Annotated in this window: 19 protein-coding genes and 4 pseudogenes; 10 read left to right on the top strand and 13 right to left on the bottom strand. The window is 48.2% G+C overall.

The window, feature by feature from the left end; genetic code table 11:
* Positions 1-208 precede the first annotated feature (208 nt).
* The 3 genes and pseudogenes from A4V09_RS09235 to A4V09_RS09240 form a co-directional block, all read right to left on the bottom strand.
* Complete coding sequence (locus A4V09_RS09235) at positions 209-1,450, bottom strand: sensor domain-containing diguanylate cyclase (protein WP_242964126.1); 1,242 nt, start codon at positions 1,448-1,450, stop codon at positions 209-211.
* Between the two features lie 105 nt (positions 1,451-1,555).
* Positions 1,556-2,020: pseudogene (locus A4V09_RS26425) on the bottom strand (YbaK/EbsC family protein); the annotation flags it as partial.
* 15 nt (positions 2,021-2,035) lie between these two features.
* Positions 2,036-2,389, bottom strand: coding sequence for an arsenate reductase family protein (locus A4V09_RS09240; protein WP_065542083.1), 354 nt, complete (start codon positions 2,387-2,389; stop codon positions 2,036-2,038).
* Between the two features lie 327 nt (positions 2,390-2,716).
* Here A4V09_RS09240 and pflB point away from each other — a divergent pair, with 327 nt between their 5' ends.
* The 5 genes from pflB to A4V09_RS26765 all read left to right on the top strand — a co-directional run bounded on the left by pflB (position 2,717) and on the right by A4V09_RS26765 (position 9,105).
* On the top strand, positions 2,717-4,942 hold the full coding sequence (gene pflB / locus A4V09_RS09245) for a formate C-acetyltransferase (RefSeq protein WP_065542084.1): 2,226 nt from the start codon (positions 2,717-2,719) through the stop codon (positions 4,940-4,942).
* Between the two features lie 18 nt (positions 4,943-4,960).
* Positions 4,961-5,728: a pyruvate formate-lyase-activating protein gene (pflA, locus tag A4V09_RS09250; RefSeq protein WP_065542085.1), complete on the top strand. Its 768-nt coding sequence runs from the start codon at positions 4,961-4,963 to the stop codon at positions 5,726-5,728.
* A gap of 189 nt (positions 5,729-5,917) precedes the next feature.
* Positions 5,918-7,345, top strand: coding sequence for a PucR family transcriptional regulator (locus A4V09_RS09255; RefSeq protein ID WP_065542086.1), 1,428 nt, complete (start codon positions 5,918-5,920; stop codon positions 7,343-7,345).
* 334 nt (positions 7,346-7,679) lie between these two features.
* Positions 7,680-8,855 carry an MFS transporter gene (locus A4V09_RS09260; protein ID WP_065542087.1) on the top strand — a complete coding sequence of 392 codons (1,176 nt, stop codon included), beginning with the start codon at positions 7,680-7,682 and terminating at the stop codon, positions 8,853-8,855.
* Between the two features lie 61 nt (positions 8,856-8,916).
* Complete coding sequence (locus A4V09_RS26765) at positions 8,917-9,105, top strand: hypothetical protein (RefSeq protein ID WP_065542088.1); 189 nt, start codon at positions 8,917-8,919, stop codon at positions 9,103-9,105.
* Here A4V09_RS26765 and A4V09_RS09270 read toward each other — a convergent pair.
* Positions 9,074-10,174: a DUF362 domain-containing protein gene (locus A4V09_RS09270; protein ID WP_065542089.1), complete on the bottom strand. Its 1,101-nt coding sequence runs from the start codon at positions 10,172-10,174 to the stop codon at positions 9,074-9,076. The genes A4V09_RS26765 and A4V09_RS09270 overlap by 32 nt on opposite strands.
* A 260-nt stretch (positions 10,175-10,434) precedes the next feature.
* On the opposite strand from A4V09_RS09270, the pseudogene A4V09_RS09280 reads away from it, so the two are divergent.
* Positions 10,435-10,969: pseudogene (locus A4V09_RS09280) on the top strand (arylamine N-acetyltransferase family protein).
* Position 10,970: 1 nt separating this feature from the next.
* On the opposite strand, the gene A4V09_RS09285 reads toward A4V09_RS09280, so the two are convergent.
* The 5 genes from A4V09_RS09285 to A4V09_RS09305 form a co-directional block, all read right to left on the bottom strand.
* Positions 10,971-11,315 carry a hypothetical protein gene (locus A4V09_RS09285; RefSeq protein ID WP_065542092.1) on the bottom strand — a complete coding sequence of 115 codons (345 nt, stop codon included), beginning with the start codon at positions 11,313-11,315 and terminating at the stop codon, positions 10,971-10,973.
* Between the two features lie 14 nt (positions 11,316-11,329).
* Positions 11,330-12,577 carry a Y-family DNA polymerase gene (locus A4V09_RS09290; protein ID WP_171285436.1) on the bottom strand — a complete coding sequence of 416 codons (1,248 nt, stop codon included), beginning with the start codon at positions 12,575-12,577 and terminating at the stop codon, positions 11,330-11,332.
* A 90-nt stretch (positions 12,578-12,667) separates the two neighbouring features.
* Positions 12,668-13,255, bottom strand: a complete 588-nt coding sequence (locus A4V09_RS09295) for an SOS response-associated peptidase (protein WP_065542093.1) — start codon at positions 13,253-13,255, stop codon at positions 12,668-12,670.
* Positions 13,256-13,333: 78 nt separating this feature from the next.
* Positions 13,334-13,552 (bottom strand): acyl-ACP--UDP-N- acetylglucosamine O-acyltransferase, encoded by a 219-nt coding sequence (locus A4V09_RS09300; RefSeq protein WP_065542094.1) that lies wholly within the window; start codon positions 13,550-13,552, stop codon positions 13,334-13,336.
* A gap of 160 nt (positions 13,553-13,712) precedes the next feature.
* Positions 13,713-15,032: a replication-associated recombination protein A gene (locus tag A4V09_RS09305; RefSeq protein WP_065542095.1), complete on the bottom strand. Its 1,320-nt coding sequence runs from the start codon at positions 15,030-15,032 to the stop codon at positions 13,713-13,715.
* Positions 15,033-15,194: 162 nt separating this feature from the next.
* Here A4V09_RS09305 and A4V09_RS09310 point away from each other — a divergent pair, with 162 nt between their 5' ends.
* Genes A4V09_RS09310 through A4V09_RS09320 form a run of 3 tightly spaced genes read left to right on the top strand, consistent with a single transcriptional unit; the run spans position 15,195 to position 16,902 of the window.
* The gene (locus A4V09_RS09310; protein ID WP_065542096.1) at positions 15,195-15,764 is read left to right on the top strand and encodes a TetR/AcrR family transcriptional regulator; all 570 of its coding nucleotides are present in this window, start codon (positions 15,195-15,197) and stop codon (positions 15,762-15,764) included.
* Positions 15,761-16,264, top strand: a complete 504-nt coding sequence (locus tag A4V09_RS09315) for a flavodoxin family protein (RefSeq protein WP_065542097.1) — start codon at positions 15,761-15,763, stop codon at positions 16,262-16,264. The genes A4V09_RS09310 and A4V09_RS09315 overlap by 4 nt, the downstream gene beginning before the upstream one ends.
* Positions 16,261-16,902: a hypothetical protein gene (locus A4V09_RS09320; RefSeq protein WP_065542098.1), complete on the top strand. Its 642-nt coding sequence runs from the start codon at positions 16,261-16,263 to the stop codon at positions 16,900-16,902. The genes A4V09_RS09315 and A4V09_RS09320 overlap by 4 nt, the downstream gene beginning before the upstream one ends.
* Here the strand turns inward: A4V09_RS09320 and A4V09_RS09325 are convergent.
* Positions 16,882-17,166 (bottom strand): annotated as a pseudogene (locus tag A4V09_RS09325) (DUF2200 family protein); the annotation flags it as partial. The gene A4V09_RS09320 and the pseudogene A4V09_RS09325 overlap by 21 nt on opposite strands.
* 91 nt (positions 17,167-17,257) lie before the next feature.
* Here A4V09_RS09325 and A4V09_RS26435 point away from each other — a divergent pair.
* Positions 17,258-17,431, top strand: a pseudogene (locus A4V09_RS26435) (aldo/keto reductase); the annotation flags it as partial.
* Positions 17,432-17,491: 60 nt separating this feature from the next.
* On the opposite strand, the gene A4V09_RS09335 reads toward A4V09_RS26435, so the two are convergent.
* The 3 genes from A4V09_RS09335 to A4V09_RS09345 are packed head-to-tail and all read right to left on the bottom strand — an operon-like array spanning position 17,492 to position 21,640.
* Positions 17,492-19,423 (bottom strand): ABC transporter ATP-binding protein, encoded by a 1,932-nt coding sequence (locus A4V09_RS09335; RefSeq protein ID WP_065542099.1) that lies wholly within the window; start codon positions 19,421-19,423, stop codon positions 17,492-17,494.
* On the bottom strand, positions 19,423-21,186 hold the full coding sequence (locus A4V09_RS09340) for an ABC transporter ATP-binding protein (protein WP_065542100.1): 1,764 nt from the start codon (positions 21,184-21,186) through the stop codon (positions 19,423-19,425). Before A4V09_RS09340 ends, A4V09_RS09335 begins: the two co-directional genes overlap by 1 nt.
* On the bottom strand, positions 21,179-21,640 hold the full coding sequence (locus tag A4V09_RS09345; RefSeq protein ID WP_065542101.1) for a MarR family winged helix-turn-helix transcriptional regulator: 462 nt from the start codon (positions 21,638-21,640) through the stop codon (positions 21,179-21,181). Before A4V09_RS09345 ends, A4V09_RS09340 begins: the two co-directional genes overlap by 8 nt.
* Positions 21,641-21,882 lie beyond the last annotated feature (242 nt).

The following is a 21,882-nucleotide window of genomic DNA, read 5'->3' on the forward strand; positions in this document are numbered from 1 at the left end:
CAGGACCCGCAAAGATATCATCAAAAGGATATGATACCACTCTTCAGTCAGTCTACTCTCCGGCAACGAAAACAGACCTGACGCGCAGGTTACTCTCTGTCTTCTATGCTCCGAATCATAAACTACTGAATCATCCTATCCCTCTTTTCTTTACATTCTCTTGCAGAACACTCTGCAGATATCATTCTAAACGACACAAAACTTTCTGTCAAGCATCATTTTCACTATATACCCTGAAGGAACGTTTTCCTGCACGCTTTGCCTGATACAGGGCCTCATCTGCACGCCGGTACATCTCCTCATAGGAAAGCTTATTTCCTGTCTGATAAGATACCCCTGCGGAGAGTGTCACGTTATACTGTTCCACACTCTCATCCTGCAGTGTATAGGTAACGAGCTGCTGCAGCCTTTTCAGACAAACGCCTTTGTCCCTCACACCCTCCAAAAACACCATAAATTCATCTCCGCCGATACGGGCACAGATATCATTTTTCCGGAAGGTAGACTGGAGGGCACATGCCACTTGAAGAAGAATGTTGTCCCCAAACGGATGCCCGTAGGTGTCATTGAGCATTTTAAATCCATCCACATCCAGCATGATCATCATGCAGGAGGATGTATGCTCCATATTTTTCAGGCGCCGTTTGATAAGACGCTCTCCTGACCTGCGGTTGTAGATACCGGTGAGGCAGTCCTTTTCCGCTCCCTGGCGGTAATAGATTTCCCTCATGGTCTGTTCATGGGTGTCCAGCATCCTGCCTATTTTTCTGTCAAAACCGTCATCCTGCCCTTTGAAATGGGCGATCTGGCATCTGGTCCACAGATTATTGCCCTCCCCGTCCACCACGACCACATCCTGTTCTTCCTTATCAAAACGCGGTTCCTCCATGGGATGATTGTGGACCATCAGTTTGAGTTCTCCCTTTTTCTCACAATTCTCACACAGGAAAGGTACGAAGTCTTTCTTCCGGGGCGGTCTTCCGAATCGCTGTTCAAAACAGCCGTAGACATGAACGGTACAGTTTTTGCAGCGGATGTCAAAATCCACGTCATTCGCCAGTATGGTGAGAATTCTCTGCAGGTGATCCCTGCGGTTCACCTGCTTTCTCAGCCTGATCTTTTCCGTGGCATCCACAAGAAAAACATAAAAATAATGTCTGCCGCTCTCATCCTCCACCAGACGCCCGTAATCCTCTACCCACAAAACAGTACCATCCTGACAGCAGATCCTGTATTCCACGTAGTCGTATGTACCGGATTCGATCTGCCTTTTGATTTCGCTTTCCACGCGCTCCAGGTCCTTGGGATGCACCATGCCTCTAAAAGAACCGTTGGTGAGCTTTACAAAAGCCTCCATATCTTCGCATCGGTAAAGCTTTAATATGTTGTCATTGACATAAGTGATCTTCTCACCGTCCTCAGCCTCATAGATAAAAAAACCGCCCGGCATACGGGCAAGATACTTTTGCGGCTGCTTTGGAACGGGCGGGAACGGGGAAACGGACGCGGACCCCGAAACAGGCAGCGGCTCCGAAACAGACGAGGGTTCCGGCTGCCATCCCCGGCATACATCTATAAATCCCTGGCTTTTTGCGTATTGCTCCATCTCCTCCAGTGACAGTTCTATGGCACTGTTGGCGCTTCCGCAGGCCGGAAATACCGTCTTAAATCTTTTCATGGAGAGATCCAGGAACACCCGGACATCCTCCGGGATTCCGAAGGGACATACCCCGCCCACTGCATGTCCTGTACTGGCTTCCACTTCATCGGGAGAAAGCATTTTAGCCTTCGTGTGAAAATACTCTTTGAATTTTTTATTGTCCACCCTGGCGTCTCCTGCCATCACCACAAGCACAGTCCTGCCGTCCACCAGAAAGGACAGGGTTTTTGCAATGCGGGCCGGTTCACATCCTGCGGCCTGGGCTGCCAGCTCTACGGTGGCTGAAGACTGAGAAAATTCCAGTATACGTCCCTCTATGCCGAAACCGCTAAAATACTCCTTTACATTTTCAATTGCCATCTCTGCACCTCATTTTTACAGACCGAGTTTCTCCATCCACTCCTTTTCCTTAAATCCTGTGACAACAAAGGATTCTCCCACCAGTACCGGACGCTTTACCAGCATACCGTCCGTGGCAAGCAGCGCAAGCTGCTCCTCCTCACTCATGTCCGGCAGCTTCTCTTTCAGGTTCAGCTCTTTATACTTCATGCCGCTGGTGTTAAAAAAACGTTTCAGCGGCAGACCGCTTGCACGGTACCATGTCTCCAGTTCCTCCTTCGTAGGTTTTTCCTCTATGATATGGCGGTCTTCAAACTCTATTCCCTTCTCTGTAAGCCATTTCTTTGCTTTCTGGCAGGTACTGCATTTTGGATACTCTATAAATAACATATGTGTAATGCCTCCTTTTTTGTAACCATCTGCCTTGTAACTGTGAAGGTACGGAACGGTTACCCTTTTTCATGGTTCTAGTTTATCATTATACTTTGCCGCTTTCAACTACAAAAAGCCTTCTTTGCCTCCTCCTTTTGTATTTTATTCAATACTTTTTTAATCCAGATTGACAAGAGGCTTCCGACTGTGATATTTATATAGCACAGGTTACATTTTGTATACAATATACAATTTGGAAATATTTGGTAACTTGTTTTTCTTTGAGGCTGCTGCACATAATTTTGCCAGCTTTGATTCATGATTACAGCAGGAGGTAAATACTTTATGAGAACAGAATGGAGAACCTTTACAGGCGGTGCCTGGGAAAAAGAAATTAATGTACGGGATTTTATCCAGCAGAATTATACACCATACGAGGGGGACGGAACCTTTCTCAAATCAGCCACTGAGGACACAAAAGATTTGTGGCAGCAGGTTCTTGCCCTTACAAAAGAAGAACGGGAAAAGGGCGGAGTTTTGGATATGGACACTAAGATCGTATCCACGATCACATCCCACGGCCCCGGTTATCTGAATAAAGACAAGGAAAAGATCGTGGGACTGCAGACAGACAAACCGCTGAAGCGCTCCATGCAGCCATACGGCGGTATCCGAATGGCGGTCAAAGCCTGCGAGGACAATGGCTATCATGTGGATCCTGAAGTAGTGGAGTATTTCACCGCACACAGAAAGACCCACAACGCCGGTGTATTTGATGCCTACACCCCTGAAATGCGGGCCTGCCGTTCCAACCACATTATAACCGGACTTCCGGATGCCTATGGCAGAGGGCGCATTATCGGCGATTACAGAAGGGCTGCCCTCTACGGGGTAGACCGCCTGATCGAGGAGAAAGAGGAAGAAAAAGCCACCACCCGCAGCATCATGTATTCTGATGTGATCCGTGAACGGGAGGAATTGTCAGAGCAGATCCGTGCGCTGAAAATGCTGAAGGAACTGGCCCGCATTTACGGCTGTGACATCTCCAGGCCTGCCGAGAACATACTTGAGGCCACACAGGCACTGTATTTTGCTTACCTGGCAGCCGTGAAGGAGCAGAACGGAGCCGCCATGAGCCTTGGCCGTACTTCCACCTTCCTGGATATCTATGCAGAGAGGGATTTAAAGGATGGAACCTATACAGAGTCCCAGATACAGGAGATCATTGATCAGTTTATTATGAAACTCCGCCTTGTCTGCTTTGCCCGCACACCTGACTACAACCAGATTTTCGCGGGAGACCCTACCTGGGTTACGGAATCCATCGGCGGCATGGGGCTGGACGGCCGTCCCCTGGTGACAAAAATGTCTTTTCGATACCTTCACACCCTGGACAATCTGGGCGCTGCTCCGGAACCGAACCTGACTGTTTTATGGTCCTCCAGACTTCCTGAGAGCTTTAAGGAATACTGTGCCGAGATTTCCATCCGCCACTCTGCTATCCAGTATGAAAACGATGATGTGATGCGCCCGGTACACGGAGACGACTACGGTATTGCCTGCTGTGTATCCTCCATGCGCATTGGCAAAGAGATGCAGTTCTTCGGCGCTCGTGCCAACCTGGCCAAATGTCTGCTCTATGCCATCAACGGCGGCGTGGATGAGATTTCCGGCCAGCAGGTGGGACCCAAATTCCGTCCCATTACGTCCGAATATCTTAACTATGATGAAGTGATGGAAAAATACAGGGATATGATGAAATGGCTGGCAGGCGTCTATGTAAATGCCCTGAACATCATCCATTACATGCACGACAAATACAGCTATGAACGCCTGCAGATGGCCCTTCATGACAAAGAGGTCCGCCGCTGGTTCGCCACCGGGATCGCCGGATTTTCCGTTGTGGCAGACTCACTCTCAGCCATCCGTTACGCCAAAGTAAAACCCGTGCGCAATGAACAGGGGATTGCCGTTGATTTTGAGATTGAAGGGGATTTTCCGAAATACGGAAACGACGATGACCGCGCAGACCTGATTGCCCAGGATGTGCTCCACACCTTTATGCAGTACATCAAAGGAAACCACACTTACCGGGGAGGTGTTCCCACCACATCCATCCTGACTATCACTTCCAATGTGTCCTACGGTAAGAACACAGGATCCACCCCGGACGGAAGAAAAGCCGGAGAAGCTTTCGCACCGGGAGCCAACCCCATGCACGGGCGGGATACCAACGGTGCGGTTGCCTCCATGGCGACTGTGGCTAAGATGCCCTTTATGGATGCCCAGGACGGCATCTCCAACACCTTCTCCATCATACCGGATGCTCTTGGCAAAAACGGAAATGCAGCGAAAAACCTGGTGGCACTGCTGGACGGCTACGCAGCAAAGGGCGGGCATCACCTGAACGTAAATGTGTTTAACAGGGACACGCTTCTGGATGCGCAGAAACATCCTGAAAAATATCCCCAGCTCACGATCCGCGTATCCGGTTATGCCGTAAACTTTATCAAACTGACAAAAGAACAGCAGGATGAAGTGATCTCCAGAACCTTTCACCAGAATATATAGGAAAAGGCAGGTGTCCACATGAAAGGATATATCCACTCCCAGGAGAGTTTCGGAACCGTGGACGGGCCGGGTGTCCGCTATGTTGTATTTTTCCAGGGCTGTCCCATGCGCTGCCTGTACTGCCACAATCCCGATACCTGGAAGTCCGGGGAAGGCACCCTCATAGATACAGAGGAGATCATAGCATCTATGGAACGGAACCGTGCCTTTTACGCCACAGGGGGACTGACCGCCACCGGAGGAGAGCCTCTTTTACAGCTTCCCTTCCTGACAGAACTGTTTGAAAAGGCCAAAGCCCAGGGTATCCACACCTGTCTGGATACCTCCGGCGTCACATTCAGGGCTGACAGTCCGGATTATCTGAAAAAGGTGGAGCGGCTTTTAAAAGCCACCGATCTGGTGATGCTGGACCTTAAACATATCCGGGAGGATGAGCACAAAAGCCTGACCGGACATTCCAACAAAAACATTCTGGATTTCGCCAGGTATCTGGACGCCCACCGGGTTCCTCTCTGGGTCCGCCATGTAGCTGTACCAGGTATTACCTTTGACCGGGACTCTCTATTTGCCCTGGGTAGTTTTCTCGGTTCCCTGAAAAATCTAAAAGCTGTGGAAGTGCTCCCCTATCACTCCATGGGAAAAGTCAAATACGATAACCTGGGACTTCCATATCCTTTGTGTGACACAAGACAGCTCACAAAAGAAGAGGCCCGGACAGCATACGAGATCATTCTGGACGGAATGGAAAATGTAACCCATACAAGGTTCCTCTCTCATTACACCTGACACTGCGCCTGCCGGAGAAATAAAATCCGGCAGGCCTTTTTTATCCTTTTCTCTTTCGACAACTCTCGACATTCTTTTAAGATTGTATTATACTTTGATACAAAGCTGCATTTTCACCTCATCAGGAAAACTCCCGCGTAATATAAGCGAGAGTGTGACCGGCCTATGCAGAACAGGGGGGTTTTTATTATGAAACTAAGTATGTGGATGATCGCCAACAGGCTCAAGCCGCTGAATCCGGAATCTCAGATCAGTGACGACACGCCTGCTGTTTTAAAAAGTGCCCGGCGTGCCTATGCTACCAACTGTGTCTATGTGTTTCCCAGCGGAAATGATGTGATCTGCCAATGGGAAAATGACATCATCAAACTGAAAGACATACAATTTGACGAAGCATTTGAAATTATCCAGGGTATTTTTGATTTCTATGAGGATTGGGATGCTTCTATAACTGCCGCTGCCGAACAGTGTGATTATCAGAAGATCCTGGATGAGAGCTGGCACTGCTTTCACAATCCTATGGTCCTTCTTGATGCCAACTGCAATGTTCTGGCATACAGCAGACAATATAAAGAGGTCTATGTGGATGAGGAGTGGGCGCATCTTATGGAATATGGCTGCAGTTCCATTGACAGCATTCGTTTCATGCGGCGTGACTGCACAGACCAGAATTTCTTTAATCAGGGTGCCACCAAATACCATTTTGACCGGAAGGCCCTTTCTGACTGCCTCTCCTCCTTTATCTATTATGACCATGCCCAGTGCGGACGCATCACCTTAGTGGAACGGAACCGGAGACTAAATCACGGGGACTGTCAGCTTCTGGACCACATCACGCGGCTTCTGGCTGTTTCCATGGGAAAAACAGGTCCCGCGGCCCCTCCGGACAGTGACCACTACAGTGTTTTCCGTGATTTGATCAAGGGAATACCGGTCAGTGACAGAGAACTTGACCGACAGTTGGAAGTCAATGACTGGTCCACTGAGGACACCTACGGACTCTGGTTTTTTCACGGGGAGAACGGGGTTCTGGAAGAACAGGTACTTCTTCTGGCTGCCCATATGATATCCCAACAGCTTCCCCACTGTGAGATTTTCTGTCTGGACGGCGGCGTGGTGCTTCTCTATAATGAAAAGAAAGAGACTTCCGATACCCTGAAGCACCGCCTGAGCCGTCTTGTCCGCCACAACCACATGGCAGCAGGCATCAGTCTTCCGGCCTGTTTTTTAAAAGATCTCCGGTTTCATTACAGACAGGCACTCTTTGCCCTGGAAGAGAGGCAGCCTGACAAACATTATTATGATTTTTATCCCAGAGCCATTGATTATATTATCAAAAACAGTACCCCCGATGTTCTCCTGGCAGCCTGCCATCCGGACATCCTCCGGTTCCACCGTCTGGATCTGAAGCAGCCCACGGACCGGGTGCGCACCATGGAAGCTTACCTGAACAATGAACGTTCTCTTCTGCACACCTCTGAGGAATTGTTTGTCCACAGGAACACTCTGGTATACCGGATCAAAAAGATGACGGAGGAACTGAGCTGTAATCTGGAGGAAGGCTACACCAGGGATTATATGAAGCTCTCCATCCGTATCTTAAAACTTTTTGGGTGAATTTTCACACCGGATATCTGCCGGCATTTTTGCAGGAGTCCATATCTTTTTCTAACGGACTCCTGCAATTTTTTGAGTTTTTTATACATATCCGCTATTTTTCTTTTACAGTACGAATAATCTACCTCTTTTTGATAAAAATTCGTATTTTCCAACCGTAGTTTTTCTTTTCCCACTTTCTTATAATCTATGTATAGTAGTTGCACGGCAATTCTGCACAACTTTCAAACAGTAGCTGCAGAAATACGATTTTGCTGCACTTTCCGGAAAAATGCGAAACCAACTGTCCACAACACAAAAATAAGAGAGCGAAAAGAAAAAGGAGGATTTACATATGAGCACTTCTAAAAACCAGGTTGGCCTCAAAGAGACCATAGCCATATTATCTCTTTATTTTATATCCATGGGATTCACTGTGGTAACGCCTGCCATGGCGAAACTGGCAGCCGCGTTTCCTGATAATAACTTCTCCCTGATCTCCACCATGCCTACCCTCTTTGTGGTATTTGCTACCTTATGGGCAGGTACTGTGGCAGGAAAAAAGGTAAAATACCGCACCCTGGCATTGACCGGCTGTATCATCTTCACTGTTTCCGGTACACTTCCCGCGATCGTGGGCGGCTCCTTTGCCTTTATCTTAGTGACACGGGCACTGGTAGGCATCGGCCTTGGCCTTATGGCTCCTCTTGGAAACGCTCTGATCATCGGCCTGTATGAGGGCCAGAAACAGGCGGCTTACCTGGGATACGGCACACTGCTCATGAACGGCGGCGGAATTGTCCTGCAGATGCTTGGCGGCGCACTGGCTGATATGGGCTGGAAAACCACTTTTTTCGGACACCTTCTGGGAATTATCTCCATCGTATGTCTGATCTTCCTGCCTGAACCGGCAAAAGCGCCAGTTCAGCCTGAAACCAACGGAAAACCGGCGGCAAAAGACAAAATATCACCATTTGTTTATGCCATTGCCATTTTGTTCCTGCTGTTCAACGTACTGAACTATCCTGTAATGCTGAATATGTCTCTGATGTTTGAAATGAAGGGTGCCGGCGGTGCAACCATGGCTGCAACTGCCCTGTCTCTCTATACGGTTGCCGGATGTGTGGCTGGTTTCCTGTTCGGTACTATATTTAAGATGATGAAACGTTTCTGCCTTCCTATTGCCTTCTTCCTTTGGGCGATCGGCGCTTACTGTATCTACATAGGCAAAACTATGGCAGTTATGTCCGCAGGTACTATTTTGATCGGATTTGCATTTTCAGTCATTATGCCTGCTGCTTTCACACTGGTTGGTATGCGCACTCCGCCTTCCACAGTGGCTATCGGAACCTCTATTATCATGGCACTGATGAACCTGGGCGGTTTCCTGAGCAGCTTCTGGCTTTCATTGCTGAAAACCATCTGCGGTGAAAATATTTACTCTCCTCTGCTGGTGGAAACTGTGGTCATTGCGGTTCTTGGCGTTGTATTCCTGATTTATAACCCCTTCCCGAAACACACAGAACAGTAAGACACTACAGGAGGAACTTGTATGCTGACAAAAAGAGAAAATTCCCCGGAAACCGGAACATATGCATGAGCTGATTGATTATCTGACCGAATATGAACTGTCCCTTGCGGAGGAGATCTGTATGTATTTAAAACCGGATGCCCTGTTCCATCACGATGACTGGGGCATATCCATAAAACGGGCGCCCTGCAGTATTGTCTGCAAGGGCGCCCCTCCTTTTATTCCTGTTTCTCTATATACTCTTTTATAAACTCATAGATCTGCTTCTCTGTAGGCGGACATCCCTTCAGGGAGTGGCGGAAGCATCCGGTACAGCTGCCTATCCCCAATTCTCCTGATTTTTTCCGGAATCCCTGGCCGATACAAATTTTTGTCTTCAGTTTACCAAAAAGCCCTTCCTCCTTCAGTTGATCCAGCGCGGGAATCAGATAGCCATAACAGGCACTGCAGGATTCCACCTCCTCCACAGCGTCCTGAAGCTCCACGATCTTTCTCTTGGCAGGCACATGGACAGAATGCTCCTGTTCGTTGCAGGTTCTGAACACTGCCTTTCGGAAGTCCGCGCTCCCCACACTAAGTCCTTCCGCAATTTTTATATACGGAATCTCCTCCGTCTCATAGTTCAGCAGATGGCATACATAAGAATCACAGAGCACCGGGTCAGCGGCTGCCAGAATCCTGTCCATCACCACCGGGTTGCCGCCGTCCTCAAAGTCCAGGTCCCCGCATATGTTGTCCACCACAATAAAATCCTGGTGCAGCGCTGTGTTCAGGTGGGCGATAGGTTTGTGCAGTCCCATAGCATGAAAGTGCCGTTTCTCTTTATTGGGGATCAGGCCTTTCATATTCTTCAAGGCACAGGTGATCTTTGTCTGGCAATGGCCTTTCAGCACAGGCACATTGATAAGGAAATCAAGCGCCAGGGCACTGTCACAGATCTGCAGGTCCATTCCTGCACAGTTACAGGAGGTGGTACTGTCCTTCTGGGTATCCAGAAGCTCCACTCCGTATCTCTCTGCCAGCATATCATATCCGCACACCCGGAATGCCTCAGCGGTCCGGTCCCCCACCCAGGAGCCCTCCAGGATCACCAGATTTTCATATTTTCTCTCCTGCAGGTATTCCACGATCCCGGCTACCACCTCCGGATGTGTGGTAGCTCCGTAAGAAGCCTCCGTGGGAGATACCAGATTAGGCTTAATGCCAATACGGCATCTCCTGTCCGGTATCCGCGCAGCAAGCTCCGCCTCTGTAAGGAGGCGCTTTGTCATGTCTTTGTGATCTTTTCCATGTATCATTAGAATTTCATTGTCTCTCATTGCTGATCCAGCTCCTTTTTTCTCCTGTTGACAGTCATCAAAATAGTATCATATATTCTGCGTATATGCTATACTTGATTTATGGATCTTCCGCTGGAAATACCTGTTTTCTGCAGTCCGGCCCGGTGTGTCACCAAATGGCTCTGCAGCTTCAGGCCCGCGGTATGCAAATACAATAAGAGAAAAGGATCGTATCGCTATGTACGAAGAATTGTATGAACCTCTTCCCCAGAAAGAGCCCTACCTAAAGCGTCTGGGACTTGCCGCAGTGCCTGCGGCTGACCTCCTTAAGTATCTCCTCCCTGTATGAAAAAATCATACTGAGAAAAAGGGGCGGATACTGCTATGAATTGAATGCCCTTTTCGCCTCACTGCTCACTGCCTGCGGTTATGAAGTCACACCGTGTATGTCCAGGATCTTAAGGGAATGTGATGACGGGTTTGTTCCTCCCATCTCCCACCGTATCAACCTTGTTAAAATGGACGGACAGCAGTATTTCTGCGACGTGGGATACGGCGGGCCCCTCCAAAGACACTTTTTCCACTGTTATGCGGTTTTCCCCGGTTCCCTGTGAGCCTGTTGATTTTGTGGCTTTATATGCCTTTGCCTCCACCCACCAACAGTCCGTTTTTCCACGTCTTCGCATGGTGAATCTGCGAACACTTCAGGGAAGCGTCTCTCTGATCGGGGATACCTTCACCCTCTTGGAAAATGGGAATAAGACCGTCCGGCAGATCACAGAGGAAGAATTCCTGCCTATACTGGAACAGTATTTTCATCTCTGCATCTCCTGATTTACGTCAGAAATCCCCCGGCCGCCCCCTTCTCCGTCTGCTTGATCATAGCCCAGCGATGCTCCTCCAAAAAAAAGAGGAGTTTTATTTCCGCCTCATATCCCCCTTCCTCTATCCTGCAGATATACTCCAGTGTGGGGATGCCATTATAATGCTTTTCTTCTCTGCTCATGACACGGATATGGCGGATGGTGTGGATCTGCCCCTCCTCATCCTGGTATTTTAAAAGCTGCAGGCTGGTATCCCCTCTGCTGGTAAACCAGCAGCCCACAGCAATATCCTCCTGTTCTCCCCGGATACTTCCCGCATCGGCTTTTTCCATATGAATATCTGTGCCAAATGCCATAAACTCCTCTCCTTTCAGTGGTCGCAACGGTAACGCTTCTCCCTGGATATCCCGCCGCTCATATGGTCAATAGGCGAATCAAGGAACACGGCCCGCTTTACCGCATCCATGCCATACCGCCTGCGTATGGTATCCACAGCCCGGTCCAGCCGCTCCAATTTTCCGTAATCCCTTGTGTCAAAAAGCTCCATCTGCCGCATGGCATCCCAGTCCAGGATCCTGCCAGTGTGTATACCCAGATGCCGGACGGGACACCCGTCCCAGAGTTCCAGAAAAAGCCTGCAGGCATGGAAATGCAGTTCCTCCGTAATATTGGTGGGAGCCGGAAGCCTGCACTGATGGGAGGACGTCCTGAAAAGATAGTCCTTGGCACTCACAGAAAGCACTTCCGCCTTCTTCCCATCCTTTCTAAGCCTGGCTCCCACTGTTTCCGCCAGGGCCAGCAGCACCAGGGAGGCCTGGGAGGATGTTGTCACATCTACGGGAATGGTGGTGGAATTTCCATATCCTTTGTTCGGCGGCGGCACAGCCTCCACCAGGGAAAAATCTCTCCCATTGGCAAAATTCCAGATAAGCTCCCCTTGTTTTTTCATATGCCTTCTCAGAATCTCCACATCTGTCTGTGCCAAATCCCCGATTGTGTAAATACCCAGATTATAGAGTTTTCTCGCCGAGGCCCTCCCCACAAAAAACAGCTCCTTGACCGGAAGGGGCCACAGCTTTTGCGGAATTTCATTTACAGAGAGTGTGTGGGTCCTGTCCGGCTTTTTGAAGTCCGAAGCCATCTTTGCCAGCAGCTTGTTCTCTGATATGCCGATATTGACCGTAAATCCCAGTTCCTCCCCAATCCTCTGGCGGATGGTATCTGCCGCCTGCATTGGAGGTCCAAAAAGTTTCTCAGTTCCGCTCATATCCATATAAGCCTCATCAATGGAATACTGTTCCACATCCGGAGAGTATTCTCTTAAAAGCTTTAAAAGGGCCCGGGAACTTCTGTCATACAGGCTGTAGTCCGGAGGCACGATCGTGAGAGGCCCGTATTTTTGCCGAGCCTCCCAGACAGAATCCCCGGTACGGATACCATATGCCTTTGCAGGTATGGATTTTGCCAGGATAATCCCTTGTCTCTGGTTCACATCCCCTCCCACCGCAGAGGGGATATCCCGCAGATCCAGGGTCTCACCTCTGTATTTTCTCCTGTAAACCGCCTCCCAGGACAGATAGGCAGAATTCACATCCACATGAAATATGACCTTCTCCATTTTTATCACCTCATTACATTCTATTCCTGGATAAATTATATCAGAACATATGTTCCGATTTAAATAGGTGATTCATGGAAAAAGGACCTGCTACTGCAGGTCCAGTGTCTGTTGTTCATATTCTGTACTTTTATCCAGCAAAACCGGCGTCTGTCCAAGGATAGCCTCTGCTTTCTGCCTGCTGAAAATCCAGTCCTGGATCTGCCGTTCCTCCAGGATCAAAGGCATTCGGTGGTGAATCAGGCTCATAGAGTCATTTGCCTCAGTGGTCAGGATCGCAAACCGCTCCTCCTCCCCATACTGATCGTAAATGCCGGCCAAAAATAACATTCTGCCGTCAGGTCTTGTAAAGGTATATTTTTCTTTCTTCTTATTCCACTCATAGAAGTTTTTGGCCGGGATCACACATCTGCGGAGAAGAAGACTGTCACGAAAGGTTTTCTTTTCCAGTGCTGTCTCCTGCCTTGCATTAAAGATCACACGGCTCTTTTCAAACCCGGGAAATCCCCAGACAAGTTCCTCGCCGCACAGTTCCCCGGCCCTTCCTGTAACCACCGGTGCGCTCTGGGAGGGAAATACATCCCGGCTATGATCTTCCAGCAGTTTTTTATCAATCTGGCGCACCAGTTTTTCCATTTCCCTGATCGTATCCTCATCAATATAGTATCTGCCGCACATAAGGCCCTCCTGACCATTTCCATTCCTCTTGATTCCCCGTGCGAAAAGGAGATGCGATTTCTCGCATCTCCCCTGTTCTCACACCTCTGTAAAGGTATATCTCTCCTTTACGCCGTTGGTCACAACTTCATACACAACGGATCCTTCCTCACGCTCTGTCTTTTCACAGGTGGAAACTTTGCTGGTCATACCTTCCATGTAAACATCCAGGTCATCGGTGTCCACTTCTTTGATGTGAGAATCCGGATGTCCGTCACACAAGTTATAAATCTCATGAATCAGTTCATAATGTTTCATACACAATTACCTCCTAGTATAATAATCTTGTATTCACCAGTTTTTATATCTCTATTATAAACGAATTTGCCGATTTTTACAAAGCTTCTTTTTTATTTTTCAGTTTTTTAGTTTTTCCGTTATTTGTATGAATCTTTGTAACGGTAAAGGAGCTGAACACTTACGAATGTTCTTTCTTCCACCGGAGCACAGACTCCAAACGCTCCCTGACGTTTTTCTCCTCCCCCTGTTCTGTAGGATGATAATAGCGCCTGTCCTTCAGAGAATCCGGCATACACTGCATGGTGCTCAATTTTTCCTGTGTATCATGGGCATAAACATAGCCCTGCCCGTAATCCAGCTCCTTCATAAGCTTTGTGGGCGCATTGCGAAGCTGTAAGGGTACCGGTTCCGCTCTTTTATTCTTCACGTCTTCCTTACATTGCTCACAAGCTGCATATAAGGCATTGGATTTGGGTGCCATGGCAAGATATGTAACCACATGTGTCAAATGCACATCACATTCAGGCATTCCCAGGAAATGACATGCCTGATAAGCTGCCACTGCCACCTGCAGGGCATGGCTGTCCGCCATTCCGATATCTTCACTGGCAAAACGTATTAACCTTCTGGCAATGTAAAGGGGATTTTCCCCTCCCTCCAGCATCCGGCACATCCAGTAAATGGCTGCATCCGGGTCACTGTTCCGCATGGATTTGTGCAGGGCAGATATGAGATTGTAATGCTCCTCCCCCGTTTTATCGTATAACAAGGACTTTCTGCTTATACACTGCTCCATCCCTTCCCTGGTCACTGTAATGCCCTCTGTCGTGATCTCTCCGTTCAAAACTGCCATTTCCAGGGTATTGAGGGCGGTTCTGGCATCACCGTTGGCAAAAGCCGCAATAGCTGTGAGCTGGTCCTCTGTGATATCCACGTTTTGACCGCCGAACCCTGCCGGATTCTCTAAGGCATGTTTTAAAAGCTTCACCAAATCCTTTTCCTCCAAGGCCTTCAGCACAAAAACCTTGCACCTTGACAGCAGCGCCGCATTGATCTCAAAAGAAGGGTTCTCCGTGGTAGCTCCAATCAGTGTGATACTGCCCTTCTCCACATAAGGAAGAAACGCATCCTGCTGGGCTTTGTTGAAACGGTGGATCTCGTCCACAAATAAAACCGTGCGTATCCCCATCCGCCTGCTGGTCTCCGCATGGCTCATGACGTCTTTAATCTCCTTGATCCCGCTGGTCACGGCACTGAAATTAATAAAATCAGCTTTTGTTCTGCCTGCAATGATACTTGCCAAAGTGGTCTTTCCCACGCCCGGAGGTCCCCAGAAGATCATGGATGAGATCTGATCCCGCTCAATAAGCTGGCGCAGCATCTTCCCCTTCCCCAGGAGATGTTCCTGCCCTGCAAAATCTTCCAGGCGCTCCGGCCGCAGCCGGCTGGCAAGAGGAGCGCTCTGTCCCCTGTCATCAAACAATGTCATCTGTTCCATATCCGTACCTCCCACCTGTACACGAACCTATTTGACTCTATTTATCATTTTACCAAACATCAGTTTGGTTGGCAATCTTTTTGTTTCATAACAACTTGACAAATTGCCCATAGCACTGTATAACATGAATTATATAACATTTGTAATATTAGAGGTGAAAAGATGCCAAAACAAAAAATCACACAAGAAATGATTCTGGATGCCGCCTTTACCCTTCTCCGCACACAGGGGCATGAAGCTGTGAATGCCAGGAGCATTGCCACCCAGGCCGGCTGTTCCGTACAGCCGATATATAGCTGCTATGCCAATATGTCGGAGCTTATGCAGGATTTATTTCTGTATACACAGCAATATTTGACTGCATATATAGAAAAAAATGCGGACAAAAGCTATTATTTTGCGTCTATTGGACGATGCCATATTGGATTGGCCAGAGATGAAAAACATCTGTTCTGCTTCCTGTTCTTATCGAAATATATGTATGTCAGCAGTGTAGAAGGTATTTACAGGCAATGCGCAAGGCAGGATGTCACCAAGGATATCATGAAAACATTATCGGTCAGTGAAGCGGCTGCCAAGCGGCTTTATCTGCATATGATGCTGTACACACACGGCATCGCTTCCATGATAGCTACCGGGGCCGCGGATATTCCGGATGAGGAACTCCATGAACTGGTCAACTCGGCATTCTATGCATTTCTCAATGAGATAAAGGAGGAAGAACTGAAATGAAATTGATCATCCATGATTTGGCCGAAGATACCCTTAGGAGGGTCCTTCCGCAAACTACTGCTGAGGATATGGTGATAACGGACAAGGAAAACATACACCCCTGTATCGGATGTTTCGGATGCTGGCTGAAGACACCCGGAGCCTGTATCATCAAGGATACCTATGGACAGATGGGAAAAAACATTGCAATGTGCAGTGAGATGCTGGTCATCAGCCAATGCGTTTACGGCAGCTACAGCCCCTTTGTCAAAAATGTTCTGGACAGGAGTATCTCCTATATCCATCCATATTTTACTGTCAAAAACGGAGAAATGCATCACCAGCAGCGGTATAAAAGAGACTTTAACTTGAAGGTCATTTTCTATGGAAATGATATCACTCCCAAAGAAAAAGAAACCGCGGAAAAATTAGTGAAGGCAAATGCAGTCAATTTTTACTCTACAGTGGAGTCCGTCACGTTTCTGGATTCCATTCAAGAAATGGAGGCATTAAAACTATGAAAATATCCATGATAAACGGAAGTCCCAAAGTGAAGGACAGCGCATCCGGCCTGATATTAAAAGAGCTGCAGACTCTTCTTTCCCCTGAACATGAAATTGTAAATCTGCATTTCACAAAGAAACAGCCCGGCAGAAATGATTTGGAACTTCTGCAGGACTGCGATGTGATGGTCTATGCATTTCCCCTCTATGTAGATTCTCTTCCTTCACACCTGTTATCATGCCTGATTTCGTTGGAGGAATATCTGAAAAATGCCGCCTTTTCTCAAACCTGTACTGTCTATGCCATGGCAAACTGTGGATTTTACGAAGGACATCAAAATACACTTGCCCTGGACATCATGAAAAGCTGGTGTGCCAGAGCCGGTGTTATCTGGGGCGGAGGCCTTGGGATCGGTGCAGGAGGAATGCTTCCCATGATAGGCGGTATGACTGCCGGACAGGGACCTAAAAAGAACTTTTCCTGTGCACTGCATACACTGTCGGATAGGATTTCCCATAAGGAAACCGGAGAAAATATATGCTTTTCCCCTAATTTCCCCCGGATTTTATATAAGCTGGCAGGTGAGATGGGCTGGCGGCAGGCAGTGAAAAATAATGGGCTGGCCCGCCGGGACTTATGGAACAAACAAGTCTGAATCCGTAATGTTCCTCAGTATTTCATCCATTGCCTTTCCTTTGGCAAGCTCGTCTATCAGTTTATCCAGATATCTGATATCCTGCATCAGCGGCTCTTCGATGTCCTCCACTCTGACACCGCATATTGTGCCTTTGATCAGCTTTCTCTTTGGATTCATTTGAGGTGCGTTTTCAAAAAAACCGGCGTAGGTTACAGTCTTTTCAGCCATGGTCTCAATCTCGCTTTGGCTGTAACCTGTAAGCCAGCGGATGATCATTGACAGTCCCTCCGCAAATTTTCATAATACTTGTAATGACAAAACGCTGGGAACCTAGGCCATCGGCGGCGGTATCTGGTAGGGCGAGAACGATGACGCCCTCTCTGTCCGTACGATTGAAGAGGCCATGGACTATGGCACTTGCTGGTTCGATACATCTCCTGTCTACGGCATAGGCCACAGCGAAGAGATTGTGGGCAAAGCCCTGAAAGGAAAGCGGAGTAAACGTCACCGGATCATTTACGCCCCGCCTGATGGTATGCGGCAATGAGAATGCACACGTTGCTCTCTCACTGCGGACACCGACAGACGGGGCGTTTCTGCCCATAACCTATGCAGTTTCCTCGGCAAAGTTTCCTGTATACAACTGGTAATACTTGCCTTTCTCCTCCATGAGCTGGTCATGGGTTCCTCTCTCGATAATCCTTCCCTGCTCCAGAACCATAATACAGTCAGAATTCCGCACCGTTGAAAGCCGGTGGGCAATGACAAAAGTCGTCCTTCCCTTCATCAGTCGGTCCATGCCCTGCTGCACCAGGGTTTCTGTCCTGGTATCAATGGAGGAGGTAGCCTCATCCAGGATCAGCACCGGAGGGTCAGCCACCGCGGCTCTTGCAATAGCCAGAAGCTGCCTCTGTCCTTGGCTTAAGTTGGAGCCGTCCCCGGTAAGCATGGTATCATACCCGTCCGGGAGACGGCGGATAAATCCGTCTGCATTTGCCAGCTTTGCGGCTGCTCTGCACTCTTCATCGTCAGCGTTCAGCCGGCCGTAACGGATATTTTCCATAACGGTTCCGGTGAACAGATGCGTATCCTGAAGCACCATACCCAGAGAGCGCCGCAGGTCTGATTTTCTGATCTTATTGATATTGATATTGTCATATCTGATCTTTCCATCCTGGATATCATAGAAACGGTTGATCAGATTGGTGATCGTGGTCTTGCCCGCACCGGTGCTTCCCACAAACGCTATTTTCTGTCCGGGTGTGGCAAATAGTTTTATATTATGGAGCACGATCTTGGCGTCATTATATCCAAAGTCCACATCATGGAAGGTAACATCCCCCTCCAGCCTTTGATATGTGACGGTTCCATCGGCTTTATGGGGATGCCTCCAAGCCCACATTCCTGTCCTGGCTTCGCTTTCCACAAGGCTCCCGTCCGGCTGTTCTTTTGCATTGACCAGCTCTACATAACCATTGTCCACTTCAGGCTCAGCGTCCAGAAACTTGAAGACACGGTCCGCACCTGCCATAGCCATAACAATGCTGTTCATCTGCTGGCTGATCTGAGTAACAGGCTGGGTAAAGTTCTTATTCAGTGTCAGGAAGGACACCAGGGTTCCAAGCGTCAGGCCTCCCAATCCCTTCAAAGCCAGAACCGCTCCCAGCACAGCACAAAGCACGTAGCTGATATTGCCCAGATTGCCGTTCACAGGCATCATGATATTGGCAAAGGTATTGGCCTTATCGGCACTGTCGCGAAGCTTCTCATTCAGTTTCCTGAAGTCCTCCACACTCTTCTCTTCATGACAGAACACTTTTACTACCTTCTGTCCTTCCATCATTTCCTCTATATAACCGTTTACCTGGCCCAGGTTTTTCTGCTGTTCTCCAAAATATCTGCCTGACTTGGCGCTTAATCTCTTGGTGACCGCCATCATGATACCTATCATCACCAGCGTCATAAGTGTCAGCGGAACATCCAGGACGATCATGCTGACAAACGTGATAACAATGGTCACTGCCGAATTTACCACCTGTGGAATACTCTGGCTGATCAACTGGCGGAGCGTATCCACGTCATTGGTGTAAACAGACATAATATCCCCGTGGGCGTGTGTGTCAAAAAACTTGATCGGCAGGGATTCCATATGTGTAAACAGATCCACGCGCAGGTACCTGAGAGTCCCCTGGCTGATGTATACCATGATCCTGTTGTAGGCAAACGCGCACAATACACCTATTGCATAAATCCCAACAAGTGTAAGCAGTGCCTTTTTAAGAGGCCCGAAATCGGGATCTGACATTTTCGTCATAGGAATAATATAATCGTCGATCAATTTCTGCATAAACAGGGTTCCGCACAAGGTAGCCAGCGCTGTAGCCACAATACAGACCACTACCACAGCGAAAAGCCCTTTGTAATTTTTCATCATGTATCCCAGTGTCCGTTTCAGAACCTTTCCCGCATTGTCTACTTTTGGTCTGGGGCCATGGGTATTCATGCCCGGGCCTTTTACAGCTTTTACATTTTCTGCCATTATGCTGCACCTCCTGTCTTATTTCCGGTCTGGTCAAAATCACCGCCGCCCTTGATCTGGGTGTCATAAATTTCTTTGTAAATCTTATTGGTGGCAAGCAAATTTTCGTGCGTGTCAAAACCGTTCACCCTGCCCTCATCCAGAACCAGGATTCTGTCTGCATCCTGCACACTGGAAATCCTCTGCGCAATGATCAGCTTGGTGGTTCCCGGGATGGCCTTTGTGAAGGCGCTTCTGATCTTCGCGTCCGTTGCAGTATCCACGGCACTGGTGGAATCATCCAGAATCAGTACCTTAGGTTTCTTAAGCAGCGCCCTTGCAATACACAGCCTCTGCTTCTGCCCTCCGGACACATTGGTTCCTCCCTGTTCAATATAGGTCTCATATTTGTCAGGGAACTGTTCGATAAATTCATCTGCGCAGGCCTGACGGCATGCCTCCACACACTCCTCTTTGGCAGCCTTCTCATTTCCCCATCTCAGGTTATCCAGTATAGTCCCTGAAAAGAGGACATTTTTCTGAAGCACCACAGCAACCTGATTTCTCAGTTCCTCCATATCATAACTTCTCACATCTTTGCCGCCTACGGCCACAGAACCTTCCGTCACATCATACAGACGGCTTATGAGACTCACTAGACTTGATTTTCCGCATCCGGTCCCCCCGATGACCCCTATTGTCTCTCCTGCTCTGATATGCAGGTCAATATCTGTCAGAGTGGCCTTTCCGCTGCCGTGTTTGTAAGAAAAATTCACATGGTTAAAATCAATCCTGCCATCCGGTATGACCTTATCCGGATTCTTGGGATTGACCAGATCCGCCTCATCATTCAGAACCTCAGCAATACGTCTTCCGCTTGCCGCGCTCATGGTAACCATGACAAAAATCATGGAGAGCATCATCAGAGACATGAGGATTCCCATAATATAGCTGAACATGGAAGTCAGCTCACCTGTTGTCAAATCCCCCACAACAATAAACTTTGCTCCGAACCAGGAAAGCGCAATGACGCAGAAGTAAATAACAAACATCATCACAGGGCCATTCAGGGAGAGCAGCTTCTCCGCTTTTACAAAGAGGCGGTACAGGTTTCCTGCTGCTTTTGTAAATTTCTCATTCTCGTAATCTTCCCGTACATAGGCTTTGACTACCCGGATGGCGGATACATTTTCCTGGACACTGGCATTCAGCTCATCGTATTTTTTGAACACAACATCAAAGATCTTCGTAGTCCTGCTCATGACAAAGATCAGAACCACGGCCAGGACCACAATGGCAGCCACAAAAATCAGGCTCAGCCTGGCGTTAATAAGAAAACACATGAACATACTGCAGATCAAGGTAAACGGCGCGCGGACCGCAATCCTTAAAATCATCTGATACGCATTCTGTACATTGGTGACATCTGTTGTCATACGGGTCACCAGACCTGCGGTACTGTATTTGTCAATATTGGAAAAAGAAAAGGTCTGTATATTGTCGTACATAGCTTCCCTCAGATTACAGGCCAGACCTGAGGATGCGCTTGCCGCATAACGGCCAGCCAGAACTCCTAAAAGCAGGCTGAGCATGGCAAATACCAGCATAACGGCACCGTACTGGTACACCTTTCCTATATTGCCAGCCTCAATCCCCTCATCAATAATAGCCGCTGTGATAAATGGGATCAAAACCTCCATCACCACCTCAAGGGCGGCATAAAGCGGTGTCAGCAGGGAAGCCTTCTTATATTGCTTCACCTGCGAGAGTAATGTCTTAATCATGTTGTAAGCCTCCTGTTCCTTGTTGCTTTAAATTTTTTATCATTCTTCCCAGCAGTTCTGTGAGAAGAAGCTTTTCCCCCTCGGTAAATCCCTGATACATACAGCCTTCCAGGTCTCTGAATCCCTGTTCTATCTCACCCTTTAACTCATCCGCCTTCTCTGTAAGATGGATATGCTTCAGCCTCTCATCCAATGAATCAGAGGCAAAGCTTATGTATCCTCCATTCTTCAGTTTTTTCAGGAGAGATGACACATTTGCCTTTGACAAGCCCAGGGATATATGAAGGTCCCTGGCACAAATATCCTGTTCCTCATGGTCTGTCAGATATCCCAGAACATTACACTGGGAAGCAGACATCCCGTGCTTTACCATCATGGCATTGCCGATGGACTCCATAGCCAGATTCAGCTTTTTCAGCAGACGCATCACATTTTCATCCTTTTCCTTCTGCATATTTTTCTCCTTATCCGAAACAAGTTTGTGACTATTCAGCAGGTCTGCACATTCGCTGCGCTGACCATAAAAAAGTATTCCGCAGCCATCCCATCACCCAGGGCGATCTGCATGGTTTCTGCCTGTAACTGAGGGTACTGAACCGTCACACAAGTTCGATTACAGACTGTTTCCTTACAAACTAGTTTTACACCAATTTACCTTGAATGTGAATTAGAAAAATGTTATCATTAATAAAGAAT

The organism is Blautia pseudococcoides (assembly GCF_001689125.2).
In the GTDB taxonomy this organism is placed as follows: domain Bacteria; phylum Bacillota; class Clostridia; order Lachnospirales; family Lachnospiraceae; genus Blautia; species Blautia pseudococcoides.